The organism is Bisgaardia hudsonensis (genome assembly GCF_004345785.1).
Classification (GTDB): domain Bacteria; phylum Pseudomonadota; class Gammaproteobacteria; order Enterobacterales; family Pasteurellaceae; genus Bisgaardia; species Bisgaardia hudsonensis.
In genome coordinates this window covers 459,382-472,823 of record NZ_SLXI01000001.1, presented here as the reverse complement: position 1 = coordinate 472,823, position 13,442 = coordinate 459,382, and the positions used below count along the sequence as shown (strand labels likewise).

Genomic DNA, 13,442 nt, shown 5'->3' with positions numbered 1-13,442 from the left:
GCTTTTATCTAATTAATCTAAAATCTTATTTGATTTAGATAACAGCAACATCAATTGCTGCAGGACCACGTTGTGAATCTTGTACATTATATTCAACGGTGTCACCTTCATTTAAAGTTTTATAGTTGTTTCCTAGAATACCAGAGAAATGAACAAATAAATCTTTTCCACCTTCAGATGGAGTGATAAAGCCAAACCCTTTATCTGCATTGAACCATTTTACTAAGCCATTTAATTTAGACATATTACTTCCTTTATTACATATAGTTTTTAATTTGTGCTTGTAACCAAGCGATACTGCTAAAGCGAGAACATTAAATAGAGATGATATTTAGAAAATCTAAGAAAACAAATTCAAAACTTGTAAATAAATAGAAAGGTCTTTAATAACTAAATTATCTAAGCTACTACTTAGCCGATGAAGTTATTAGAACATAAAACAGGATTAAAAGCAACACATATTTAATTAAATTCTAAAATTACCTTTAATTAATTAAATAAAATTTACTATTTTATTTTTTATAATAAATAATAATTACTAAAAAATAGAAAAATCATCAATAATAAAATATGATGCAGTGAAATATAATTTATATCAACAAAATATTTCATGTTACGTTTAGAAGATAAGGGGCTTCAGATTATAGAGACTAACATGCTACATTTAACAAAAAAACAAATCAAAGGCTTTTATACCGAACATAAAAAAAGAGAATTTTTAACGACCTTGTTAATTATATGATTTCAGCTCTAGTGGGCATATATGTCTTAGAAAGAAAAAATGCAATCAAAAACGTGGCACTCTAATAGAAAAAATCCCAGAGAAGCGACAGTCAATACGATTAGAGAGGCGTTTGGGTAAAGCTTAGGGGTAATACTGTTTATGGTTTTTTAAGAGTCTCAATAGCCTTGAAAAGCTGGATATGAAATTATTTTTCTATTTACTTTACTGTTTCCTGTTCTCATTATTCTTACAATACTCGCTATTCTTGGTTTAGCTATTTATTGATACAACTTATTTAAACGTGGCTTTGGTGTAATATTGTTTAAGGACACTAATACAGATGAAAATCTATTAAAATATTATGTTAAAAATGAATTTAACTACTTATATTTAAAAGAAATCAGAAGATTAGTATTACAAGTTTTTATTATTAAAGGAATAGTTTGTGATGGACGACATGGTTTAATTAAAAGCTTATCTATCCCGTTCAGTTTTGTTAATTTCATCAAGTTAAAATCATCTAAAGGTATCTGTCAAAAAAACGCTCTAAACAGGTAAATCTCATTATATACATAGGCGTTTAAGAAGTGCTTTTAGAAATTTAAAAACCAATCAACCTTACCTATTTAATTATCAAAACATCCTATCTTAAACATGTCAAACTCATCAAATAAAAGGAAATTTTGGATATTTAAAACAGAGATTAAGGTGTCATAATGGATTAGAATTGAAAAAGAAAAAGAAATTAACTGATGAAATTTTAGGGTGCTAAATATAAAATCATCAAAAAACACAATTTTTTTGACCATTTTTCGTCCTTTAGTTACGATCGTCTATAAAAAACCATTCTTTTTGTCCTTTATGCCTAATCTTTCAATATCTCATATACCTAAATAATCACTGTACTTTTAATATCTAAAGATGAAATTATCACAAAATATAAAAAATAATACATTAATTTATAAAAAATCTAGTACACAAATCTAATTCACCCACTTCTTTCAATATGATAACTATTTAAGCAAAAATAGAGCATTTAAAAAGATCATTAAATAACAAAAAAGTATTCATTTCACAATACAACTTTTAGAAAATCCATCAATCGGATTACGAAATAAAATAAACTCTGTCACTTTGCTACAGTGATTTTAAAGAGAAAAAATTACTCATTTAGATCAAACTAACGAAAGTGATATTAATTTTTTAAGTCGTCTAGCACAAGAAAACGATGCGATAGCTACAGTTAAAAATGGCAATTTATTATTTATGCCAACAGGTACATCAACCACCGCTACCGGCAAGCCATTACCGCCAGTTGAGATCGTGAAAAGTATTGGCGATAGTTTTAATTTTTCGTTGACTGAAGGGGATAATTTTACAGCGGTTAGAGCGTATTGGCACAATTTGGATACAGGTAAAAAAGGTGAAATTGTTGTAGATGAAAACACGAAGATTGAACAAAAAGCGAAAACGACAAAAACAGGGAAAGTGAGTAAGAGAAAGCAGAATGTTATTGTGCAAAGCGAACCTATCGAAACTAATGCAAATAAGATTAAATCATTACGTCATACTTATAAAACAGAAGCCAGTGCATTAAATGGTGCCGTTGCTACATTTAAGAAAATGCAACGAGGTGTCGCAACTTTCACAATGACATTAGCATTTGGCAATCCTGAACTTATGCCGGAATTACCAGCAACAATAAAGGGGATTAAAAAGGAAATTGATAGTACGGATTGGATAATCAGCAAAGTCACTCATAATCTGAGTGACAATGGCTATACAAGTGCGGTTGAATTTGAAAAAAATATTATATAGGTTTCTCATTCATTACTATACTGTATCTTTTGAACGGTATGCCTGATCTTGATGAGTAGGTTGTTGTGGATACGCTAACTCTAATAATCCATCTTTGACTAGCACTCTTAGATGTGATCCCAATGCAGGCTCGGATATCCCTAATACTTTCTCCAATACTTTTTTTGATACAAATTGCTTGTCACATATTTTTAATACCAACTCTTTAAGTATTTGGGGCTTTTTCTTTCTTGATATAAAAAAGTGATGAGGTACTAATGATTTTAGATTTTCTTCATGATTGATATTCTCACAATGTTGAGTTAACTTACTTTTATTATTTAGATTTATATCAAAAAGATCTAGCTGTAATTCATTATGATTTTCATGTGATTTAGCTTGTAAATTAGCTTGTAAAGATAAAAGATAATATTTATTTCTCTTCTCTACTTTACCGACTAAAAAGCCTCTTTTCTCAAGATATGGTAAAGCTAAAGTTATATCTCTTCCTGTGTAATTACCCTTTAAATTTTCAGATAAAACTGTATGATTACACCAACCGTCATTTATGGCGGTTAGAATCAATATATTCTTATGTAATATTTTTAAATTAGAATAATTATCCCCAAATTCATTTGTCATCATTCTAATTGCATCTATCGTCTTTCCATCTTGGAGCGTCAATTCTAAACTTGTAGTCGTATCTATACTATTTAATACTGGATCTGTTAATAAATCTTTTTTCCAGTTTTTAAAGATTCTTTCAACACCCTTTCCTTGTCGTTCACATAAACCTATTTTTCTGAAAATATTGTGTAGAGAAGAATTTCTACAAACAGATTTCGTTCCATTTATTGCTTCTTCAATTTTTACTAGCATTACTCCAGGATTTTCAAATTTCAATTTATTTTCTGTTTTTGTGATAACTATATGGTTTATATCATTAAAGTAATCAGCATGAGTTAAAGTATTTACTAATGCTTCTCTTAAAGCCTGAGTTATTTGATTTTCTTCCGTTCTAGTCAAATTATTTAATTTAAAATGTGACGATTTCGCTAAATCAAATAATCTAGAGGATATTTAAAAAAAACTCAAATAAATTTCCATCATCTAAGTCGTCAACTGTTATACGCTCACTATATCTTTCATCATTTTCTATGACTTGATAAGATAAAAAATAGTTAGGTAAAAAAACTCTAATAGTTTCTAATTTACCAAACATTAACAGACCAGAATAAGTTAATCCTTCATAATTATCATTAAAATTTTTTGAGTAAGCTCCAATGTTTTTTAAAAAGTCTAAATCACTAAGTACAAGATTTTGGCTAGCGGGTGATGATACTTTGAGATACTGTTTATATTTAGCTAGTGTGGTACTGTTAATCTCATTTATGCCTGTGTTTCTAATAACTTTACTATCCTTATTTATATCATTATAGCTAGATATTAGATTTTTTAACTCTATATTATTTAATTTATGATCCCCTGAATTGAATCTTGCATAGGCTTGAGTTATATTGCCATTGATATGCACTGGAATATCTGTTTGATCCGCTTTACGAACATAAACTGCTATAACATTTTTTTCTGAGTAAATTTTTATATCATTATTTTTTAATGTGTTTACACTTATTTTTTGTCCAGAACGAATTTGGGAAAAAAGGTCATCCACTATTTTACTAGTATCATCAACGCCTGATGCCCCAAAAGTACCATTATATTCTTCAAGAGCTAGTAAAATAAAGCTACCTTCAGTATTAGCAAAAACACTATAACTTTTCCAAAAATCTTTAGGTAATTCATTTTTAGCTTTTTACATTCAAAATCAAATTTTTCTTTTATCATAGATGGATTTTTTACAAAAGCATCAACCATCTTCCCATAAAATCATCATTTACCTCTTAACAAACTATTAACTTTTAATACTACCACAACCAACCTTAAAAACATTTCTTCGCTTAAACATTCAATATTGAGTTTTTTTGCATCAGAAAATAAAAGCTCACTAGATTCTGAATATATTAGATAATCAGTATCAACATTTAGATCTTGGCTAACTTTATAGCCAAATTTTTATTTTGCTAAATGTTCATATTGCTTTCTTTTCTCTTATAAAAAGTCTGAAAATTGACATATTTAAGCTTCATTCAGAGAACTTATTTTATGTTGAATGATTGAATTTTATACCTTATTTTCCAATAAAATTCAACTATTGACTATTCCCTGTTCTTCCCCCATTTAATATAAATAATCTGCATAATAAATAAGTTAGATTACTTAGTTCAACTTTGGAACAACAAATCATTTTTTGAAAAATTTCTGCACTTAATAAATTGATAAACCAAATCCTAACTTCTTACAGAATAGACTTTAAATTTATTTGTTTTAGCTAGTACTTCGTGGCTACCAAAATGGGTATCCAATAAATCAGGGTAAGGTAAAAAAGCATTCGCCACGATACGCAATTCGCCACCGTCTTTTAAATACCATTTTGCTTGCTGAATCAATTCATTAACTGCACGATAATCCGTATCAACGCCTGAATGGAAAGGCGGATTAGAAATAAGTAAATCAAATTTCCCTTCTACATCAGAAAACACATCACTTGCGAGAACCTTAGCGGATAACTGATTTTCTGCTAGCGTTTTTTTCGCTGATTCCAATGCCATACAATGAATATCCGTCATCGTAACATTGGCTCTTGGGTTTAATTTTTGAATATAGCTACCAATAACCCCTACTCCACAACCTAAATCTAATACATCGCCACGAATATGTTTATCAACGGTGGAAAGTAACAAATCTGTCCCCACATCAAGCTCATTGGCACTAAATGCCCCTGGTAATCCCCAAAGGGTTAAATTATCCAATTTAGAAAAAGTATAATTATGCCAAAATTTATCTTGATTAAAGTGCGGTCGTTTTTTTAAAGAAAAATGATATAAGCCACAACGTCTTGCACTATCAATTTTAGCGATGTCCCCATAAGGTGCGAGTAATTTCTCAACGGAACGCACACCACTACGATTTTCGCCGATAATCAACATCTCTTGACTCTCATCGGCATTTGCCAATAATTGCATTAACTGGAAATTCACTTCTTGTTTGTTCTTCGTCCAATAGTAAACCAGCATATCCGCTTTTTTTGTACAAATCGCCGAAAAATCCACTTCAACACTTGAGGTGACACGTTTTACATAATCAAAATACCAAGACCAAACCGAAACTGCGGTGGAAATTTTCTGAATTTTTTTCGGAAAATCATCATTAATTCCCCCTGCAAATAAAATAGATTTATGATGAAAAATCTCAAGGTGTCGTTCTAAAACTTCGCTTTCAAGGGAAATCACAATATTGATCCTATATAAATACGTTATAAACTAAAAGAAACCCTTTAATAACAAAGTGTTCCTGAGGAAATGAAAAGCCATTCTACTTTTGTTACCGCTAAAAATCAAATGCAATCATTTGCTCATCAAGCGTTTAGGCTTTACAATATCGCCATTAATTGAATAACAATAAACATAGACAAAATCATAATGAATAGACGAGATTTGCTACTCAATGAAATGGGGATCACCCAATGGCAACTTCGTCGCCCTGAAGTATTAAAAGGGGCGATAAACTTGCCGATTTCTCAACATATTCAATTAATTATTATTGCCAGTACAGAATTAGATAAAACACAGCCATTATTGACAGATATCTTGCGTAGTATTAATCTCTCAAATAATGATTGTTTAATCACAACCTTTGATTTTGCACCACACCTGAATGTACAACATTCCGTCAATTATTGGCTACTTACAGAAAATCAACAAAAAATTGACCGCACTTTGCCCTATTGTCAACAAGCCAATGCGATTTGGTATAGCCCGAATTTAGAAAACCTAAAACAAAGTCCACAGGTAAAACGTCAATTTTGGCAACAAATTCAAACACAAAAATAACGATGATGACTATCTCACCTACTACAGAACAAGATTTTGAACAACTCTTTCAAATTGAACAACAAGCCCATTTAGTCCCTTGGTCAATGGGAACATTAAAAAATAATCAAGGGGATCGCTATCTTAATTTAAAAATTACCGATGAGAATGAAACCATAATCGGCTTTGCGATTTGCCAAACCGTCTTAGATGAAGCGACTTTATTTAACATCGCCATAGATCCCAAATTTCAAGGAAAAAAATTGGGACAACAATTATTAGAAAAGCTAATAGAACAACTACGAAAAAAAAATATCGCAACCCTATGGTTAGAAGTCAGAGAATCAAATCACTCAGCCAAAAAACTTTATGATAAGTTAGGTTTTAACGAAGTGGATATTCGCAAAAACTACTACCCCACTCCCGATGGAAAACGAGAAAATGCGGTAGTAATGGCGTTGTATTTGTAATTAATAGCAAAAAGTGCGGTGGGGGTTTAGGTTGTTTTTATTATAGATAGAAAAGAAATCCCCTAAACAGTTTGAATGGTTAGGGGATTTATATTTCAAAGTTTTGCTTTTGGATATCCATTCGTTTAATTGGTATAACTACTGACGGTAAATATCTTTACTATCAATAATTAATATGTCTGTCTCTTGATTATAACTTGGTAGAAAAATAACTTTATTGTTAGTTCTAAAAAGAATTTTACCATTTACTTGCTTGAAAGTTGAATTGGCTCTATCTACTTTTTGCTCCTTTAAATTAGTGTTTACTGATTCAATTTCAAGATAGCAAGCGTTTTCAAAAGTAATATGATCGGAATCTACACTCGACATATTAAGATAATCCTTATTTACCCAATAAATATAATCTTGCTTATCTCGCATTCCTATAAACTCCATTTGAATATTTTCCAACCATTCATAATCAGATTTATTACCATTCAAAATTATAAACAAGCAATTAGGAACAAAGAAAGATAAAATCCCCGTATAAAAAATAGTTATAATAGAAATAAAATAATAGAAACTATTTTTTTCATAAAATTTATCTGAGAAAATGAAAATAGATAAGAATGCCAAAATAAACATTACATACATTATTATTGGAATATAATTATCCAAGATAGATAATGTAAGATAGATGTTTAAAAATATAGCTATAACAGATATCAATAAAAATAAACTAATAGTTATAACATTATTTATTTTGTAATTTGTGCTATTTTCACAAAATTTCTTTCCTAACTTTAAGCTATAAAATTTAATCATAAATAAAATAGCTAAAGAAAAAAACATAAACCAAAAAATAAATAGGACTAACAACCCAAAATAAAATAATATATTACTTACATTAAGATCTAATAATAAACTAAATGAATTATATCTCTCTAAATAGCCAGTAAGTAATACACCAAAAATAATTATAAAAGCCCAAAATATAGCATGAATAATTTTTTTATAGCCTTTTATTAAAGAAATAATATTAAAATCCAAACGAATATTATTAGATTTATCATAAATATTATTGGATAAGTTTATTAACTTTTTTAATGTATTATTATAATCACTGAATAGATAACTCTTATTAAAAACTCTATTGAATTCAACTAAAAGTTCATATTTTATCAATTCATTTTCTATTTCTTTTGCTCGATGAATACATACTTCAAGAATATCAGAAGTAAATTCATCATTTTTTTCCCTTTTTAAATTTTTTTCTATATTCTTTGTAATTTCATCATCCGAATATCCTTTATTATTAATTAAGATTGTTTGAAGGGATTTTTTGTAATTTAATTCCCTTGATAAGAAATTATTTATTTTTTCTGAATGTTTTTTTGCTTTTTTTTCATTAAAAGTTTTTTGTGGATTCAATAACTCCAAACAATCAATCATTTCATTTAGATAGCTATTAATCTGATCATATTTTTTTAGCTTTTCTTCATTCATAATTTAATCGCTCAATTTCAAAAATTATTGATTTACTAAATCCACTACTTCTCTTGTCAATCGCCCTATCTCTACCCAATTTTTATTATTAATTAATGATTTTTCTACAAACCAAGATCCACCACAGGCGATGACGTTTGGGATAGCAAGATAATCTTTGATATTATGAATATTAATACCACCTGTTGGCATTATTTCTAGTTGCGGATAAGGGCCTAGTAAGGCTTTGATCATTTTGACTCCACCACTGGCTTCGGCTGGGAAAAATTTCACCGCAGTGATCCCTATTTCTAATGCAGCTTCAATAGACATTGGGTTATTGATCCCCGGAGTGATAGGTAAATCAAGATCTTGGCAAAGTTGTACAATTTTAGGGTTAAATCCCGGCGTTACCACAAAATCTGCCCCCGCATTTTTAGCTTGTACCACTTGTTCCGTTGTCAAAACAGTTCCTGCGGCAATTAAAATATCAGGTTGTTTTTCTCGCAATAAACGAATGGCTTGTTCCGCAGCACTAGAACGAAAAGTGATTTCCACCACAGGTAACCCATTATCCTCTAGGGTTTCAGCTAAGGGCAAAATCGCCTCAGCATTATCTAGTGCAATAACTGGAACGACTTTTAATTGACGTAATTTTTCAACAATTTGTTCAGTGCGAGAAATCATATTTTTTCCTTATATGTTTTAATTAACCAAAACACAAACTGATAGCAAAAATTTAATTGATGAATTTAAGCCAATAAATTTTTTGCTAAAATTCTTGCTTGTTTATCTACGTCCAGTACATCATCAATACAACTAATTTTTTGTGGGGTGATTTTTTCCACGACCTTGCCATTGATTTTTGCAATATCCGTAAACTTAATTTGCTCATTTAAAAACGCCTCCACCACAATTTCATTTGCCGCATTCATTGCCGTAGTAGCATATTGCCCTTCTGCAAAGGCATCTATGGCTAATTTTAAACAAGGATAACGCTGATAATCAGGTTTTAAAAAAGTTAAACCATTAAGCTGATAAAAATCTAAGGGGGCAACACCAGCAAAGGTACGCATTGGGTATGCCATTGTTTCCGCAATCGGCGTTCGCATATCAGGATTACCCATTTGTGCAATCACACTACCATCAACATAACGCACCATCGAATGAATAATAGATTGTGGATGAATAATCACTTCCATTTCATCAGCACTAGCATTAAACAACCAGCGAGCCTCAATGTATTCCAATCCTTTATTCATCATCGTAGCGGAATCTACTGAGATTTTTTTACCCATTGACCAATTAGGGTGGGCTACCGCTTGCTCTGGGGTAATATTAGGAAATTCAGATAAATCCGTATAACGGAAAGGTCCGCCCGATCCTGTTAGCACAATTTTACTAATCCCTAATTCTTGTAAATCACAAAAACCAATTTGTTGTTGTGTCTTTGGCGGTAACGATTGAAAAATCGCATTATGTTCACTATCAACTGGCAATAATTGTGCTTTATTTTTTCGCACTTCATCAATAAACAACTGCCCACAAGTGACTAAAGACTCTTTATTGGCAAGTAGTACTCGTTTTTGAGCTTTCACCGCGGAAAGTGTCGGTAACAGCCCTGCCGCCCCAACAATCGCCGCCATAACCTGATCGGCCTCCGAATGTGCCGCTAGCTCACAAATGGCTTTCTGCCCACTTAATACCATCGTTTTACTACCAAGTGCGGTCAATTTTTCTGCTAATTTTTTAGCTGCACTTTCATCGTCTAATGCCGCAAAGTACGGTGTAAATTTAACGCATTGTTGCACCATTAAATCAACATTACGTCCCCCCACCAAAGCAAAAGCCTTATATTGCTCTGGATTATGTTCAATCACAGAAAGGGTACTTTTCCCTATCGATCCTGTTGATCCTAGAATTACGATGTTTTGTTGCTTTCTCATTAATATCTAACCTGTATGTAATACAAAAAAGGACGCCAACTAAGCGTCCTAATATATTTAAATAGCTCTATAAAATTTCTCTTTAGAAATCTAATAGTTCTTTTTCTTTATCGGCGAACACTTCATCGACTTTCTTAATAAAAACATCTGTAATTTTTTGAATTTCGTCTTGTGCTTTACGTTCTTCATCTTCGCTGATTTCTTTATCTTTTAATAATGCTTTGATTTGATCATTAGCATCACGGCGTACGTTACGTACTGACACTTTACCTTGTTCAGCTTCTGCTTTTACGATTTTTATTAAATCACGACGACGTTCTTCTGTTAATGGTGGTAATGGAACACGAATCGTTGTACCAGCAGAAGAAGGGTTTAATCCTAAATCAGAAGTTAAAATTGCTTTTTCTACGGCACCAATTAAGCTACGATCAAACACGGTTACCGCTAAAGTGCGTGCATCTTCTGCTACCACGTTAGCTAACTGGCGTAATGGTGTTGGTGAGCCGTAATATTCCACTTGGATTGCATCTAATAAACTCGGTTGAGCACGTCCTGTACGAATTTTACTAATATGATCTCTAAATGCTTCAACACTTTTTTCCATACGCGATTGCGCATCTTTTTTAATTTCGTTAATCACAATAATTCCTTTTTAATAAAAAATAATAAAATAATAAAAAATTTATGGCTTAATTTTATTTACTTAACCACAAATTAAAGTCCCTTCATCATTACCTAGTACGACTTTACGTAATGCACCTGGTTTCCCCATATTAAATACACGAATAGGCAAACCGTGATCTCTTGCAAGGGTAAATGCCGCTAGATCCATTACTTGCAATTCTTTTTCAATTACATCAGCATAAGATAATTGATTGTACAATACTGCATTTGGATTAGTCGCTGGATCGCAATCGTAAACACCATCTACTTTTGTCGCTTTCAGTACCGCATCAGCTTCAATTTCGATACCACGCAAACAAGCTGCTGAATCGGTGGTAAAAAATGGGCTGCCTGTTCCTGCGGAGAAAATAACAACACGTTTTTCACGCAACATTTTAATGGCTTCAGACCAGTTGTAAGTATCACAAATACCATTTAACTGGAATGCTGACATTAATTTCGCATTCACATCAGCACGATGTAACGCATCACGCATTGCTAAACCATTCATTACGGTTGCTAACATTCCCATATGGTCGCCAACCACACGATTCATTCCAGCTTTTGCCAATTTAGCACCACGGAATAAATTACCGCCACCTAAAACAACACCAACTTCAACACCCATTGCAATTAATTCTTTAATTTCAATTGCCATTCTATCTAAAATTGATGGATCAATACCGAATCCATCATTGCCTTGTAAAGCCTCACCGCTTAGTTTAAGTAGAATACGTTTATAAATTGGCTTGCTCATTTTTTTACCTCTTGAAAGATCTAGATATAAATTTTTACTATTATAGAGCAAGCATCGTTATATGAAAATAGCTAATGTAAAATAGCAATAGAATAAAAAAATAAATTACTATAAAATTAACCGCACTTTTAATCACACCTGTTATCAGATTAATATGAAAAAATATTTTGCTTTAATATTAAGCGTTATTTGCTTGTATTTTATTAGCAAATTAAGCTTACAAGGTTCTGGTTTTTTTGATGAGCCAAGTATTATTACAATTATTGCTTTTTCAATTATTATTATTGCCTTAAATGCCTCAAAAAAACTATTCTATTTTATTTTACTTCCAATTATTTTAATACACGCTTTATATACCCCTATTGGCTTATCTTTTAGTTCGCCAACTTATTCTTATATTGCTTCCGTCTTTGCTACTACCTTTTCCGAAAGTAAAGAGTTTTTACAACAAATACCAATATCAAGATATTTAACCGCAATCGTTCAAATACTGCTGTTATTTGTCTTCCGCTATATAACCCAACAATTCCATATTTATTTACATAAAAATAAAACCCTTGTGGCATTTGGATTATTAACCCTTGCGTTATCGGTTAGTCCTTTAAAACTCATTAGCGAAGGCTACACAGAAACGATGAAAGTAAAAAAAGAACTTGAACGCCTAAATAATTTCCAAATTCCGAGTCAATGGGGACAATCTACTTTAGAAAACACTAAATATGATGATTATGTTTTAATTATTGGCGAGAGTGCAAGACGAGATTATCTTAATGCTTATGGCTATCCTGTTAATGATACACCTTTTATGAACAGCGTAAATGGTACTGTCGTCAATGGGTTAACCTCTGGCGGAACTAATACTATTGCCTCATTACGCTTAATGCTAACACAACCTAATACTCAAACTTGGGAACCTCATTATGAGCTAACCTTAATTGATTTAATAAAATCCGCTGGAATTAAAACCTACTGGCTATCTATGCAAGGACAACTAGGGGAATTTGATACCCCTATTTCTTCTATTGCAAGTAAAAGTGATATGACTTATTTCTTTAAAAAAGGTAGCTCATTTGATGAAAATATTAGTGATTTTAAATTAATTCCTAAATTTGATGAAGTATTACAAACACCGACAGAAACTAAACGCTTTATCGTGTTACACCTCTATGGTTCACACCCTTTAGCTTGCGATAGAGTTGAGGATTATCCATTAATTTATGAACAAGAAAAACTGGATAAAAAATATCGTTATATCAACTGTTACATTAGTTCAATTAAAAAAACAGATGAGTTATTAAAACAAGTTTATGAAACCTTACAGAAAAATGCCGAAAAAAACCACCGCACTTTTTCAATGATCTATTTTTCAGATCACGGTGTCGCACATAGCGATACCAATGGCGAAATGTTCTTAGGGAATAATTACGCAAGCAAATTCCATCACAATATTCCTTTATTAAAAATATCGAGCGATGATACAGAACATAAAACCTTAACCAGTTTTAAATCAGGCTTAAACTTTACTAACGCTATTGCAAACTGGATAGGTATTCGTAATCCAAAAGTAGATAACTCATTTGATTTATTTAATGGTATTGATGATCCAAGTGATTATGGATTAAAAGAAAAAATTCAGAAATATAAACACCCTACAGATCCTGCGATTGATATTTCTAAACCATAATACTCCTC

The 13,442-nt window shown here is 31.3% G+C and carries 14 protein-coding genes; 5 read left to right on the top strand and 9 right to left on the bottom strand.

All coding sequences use genetic code 11. From position 1 onward, the window contains the following. Positions 1-34: 34 nt before the first annotated feature. Entirely contained in the window at positions 35-244 is a 210-nt protein-coding gene (cspE, locus tag EV697_RS02165; protein WP_132022062.1) for a transcription antiterminator/RNA stability regulator CspE, read from the bottom strand. 366 nt (positions 245-610) lie between these two features. Between cspE and EV697_RS10050 the strand changes: the two genes are divergently transcribed. Together EV697_RS10050 and EV697_RS02155 are read left to right on the top strand one after the other, a co-directional pair. Further along, positions 611-742, top strand: a complete 132-nt coding sequence (locus EV697_RS10050; RefSeq protein WP_132022060.1) for a nucleoside-diphosphate kinase — start codon at positions 611-613, stop codon at positions 740-742. A 1,143-nt stretch (positions 743-1,885) separates the two neighbouring features. After that, a complete protein-coding gene (locus EV697_RS02155; protein WP_132022057.1) occupies positions 1,886-2,542 on the top strand; it encodes a contractile injection system protein, VgrG/Pvc8 family in 657 nt (218 codons plus the stop codon). Between the two features lie 15 nt (positions 2,543-2,557). On the opposite strand, the gene EV697_RS02150 is transcribed toward EV697_RS02155, so the two are convergent. The 3 genes from EV697_RS02150 to rsmC all read right to left on the bottom strand — a co-directional run bounded on the left by EV697_RS02150 (position 2,558) and on the right by rsmC (position 5,871). After that, the gene (locus EV697_RS02150) at positions 2,558-3,547 is read right to left on the bottom strand and encodes an ATP-binding protein (protein WP_165906458.1); all 990 of its coding nucleotides are present in this window, start codon (positions 3,545-3,547) and stop codon (positions 2,558-2,560) included. Positions 3,548-3,590: 43 nt separating this feature from the next. Further along, positions 3,591-4,193, bottom strand: coding sequence for a hypothetical protein (locus tag EV697_RS02145; protein ID WP_132022053.1), 603 nt, complete (start codon positions 4,191-4,193; stop codon positions 3,591-3,593). Between the two features lie 676 nt (positions 4,194-4,869). After that, a complete protein-coding gene (rsmC, locus tag EV697_RS02140; RefSeq protein ID WP_132022051.1) occupies positions 4,870-5,871 on the bottom strand; it encodes a 16S rRNA (guanine(1207)-N(2))-methyltransferase RsmC in 1,002 nt (333 codons plus the stop codon). A 189-nt stretch (positions 5,872-6,060) separates the two neighbouring features. Between rsmC and EV697_RS02135 the strand changes: the two genes are divergently transcribed. Both EV697_RS02135 and rimI read left to right on the top strand, forming a co-directional pair. After that, entirely contained in the window at positions 6,061-6,471 is a 411-nt protein-coding gene (locus EV697_RS02135) for a DNA polymerase III subunit psi (protein ID WP_132022049.1), read from the top strand. A gap of 2 nt (positions 6,472-6,473) precedes the next feature. After that, complete coding sequence (rimI, locus tag EV697_RS02130; protein ID WP_132022297.1) at positions 6,474-6,920, top strand: ribosomal protein S18-alanine N-acetyltransferase; 447 nt, start codon at positions 6,474-6,476, stop codon at positions 6,918-6,920. A 138-nt stretch (positions 6,921-7,058) separates the two neighbouring features. Here the strand turns inward: rimI and EV697_RS02125 are convergent, their stop codons facing one another. The 5 genes from EV697_RS02125 to pyrH all read right to left on the bottom strand — a co-directional run bounded on the left by EV697_RS02125 (position 7,059) and on the right by pyrH (position 11,750). Next, complete coding sequence (locus EV697_RS02125) at positions 7,059-8,405, bottom strand: hypothetical protein (RefSeq protein ID WP_132022047.1); 1,347 nt, start codon at positions 8,403-8,405, stop codon at positions 7,059-7,061. 24 nt (positions 8,406-8,429) lie between these two features. After that, positions 8,430-9,071 (bottom strand): bifunctional 4-hydroxy-2-oxoglutarate aldolase/2-dehydro-3-deoxy-phosphogluconate aldolase, encoded by a 642-nt coding sequence (locus EV697_RS02120; RefSeq protein WP_132022045.1) that lies wholly within the window; start codon positions 9,069-9,071, stop codon positions 8,430-8,432. 65 nt (positions 9,072-9,136) lie between these two features. Beyond that, positions 9,137-10,330 carry a 1-deoxy-D-xylulose-5-phosphate reductoisomerase gene (gene ispC / locus EV697_RS02115; protein ID WP_132022043.1) on the bottom strand — a complete coding sequence of 398 codons (1,194 nt, stop codon included), beginning with the start codon at positions 10,328-10,330 and terminating at the stop codon, positions 9,137-9,139. 82 nt (positions 10,331-10,412) lie between these two features. Then, positions 10,413-10,970, bottom strand: a complete 558-nt coding sequence (gene frr / locus EV697_RS02110) for a ribosome recycling factor (protein WP_132022041.1) — start codon at positions 10,968-10,970, stop codon at positions 10,413-10,415. A 63-nt stretch (positions 10,971-11,033) separates the two neighbouring features. Beyond that, complete coding sequence (gene pyrH / locus EV697_RS02105) at positions 11,034-11,750, bottom strand: UMP kinase (protein WP_132022039.1); 717 nt, start codon at positions 11,748-11,750, stop codon at positions 11,034-11,036. 154 nt (positions 11,751-11,904) lie between these two features. Here pyrH and EV697_RS02100 point away from each other — a divergent pair, with 154 nt between their 5' ends. Then, positions 11,905-13,434: a phosphoethanolamine transferase gene (locus EV697_RS02100; protein ID WP_132022037.1), complete on the top strand. Its 1,530-nt coding sequence runs from the start codon at positions 11,905-11,907 to the stop codon at positions 13,432-13,434. The last annotated feature ends 8 nt before the right edge of the window (positions 13,435-13,442 follow it).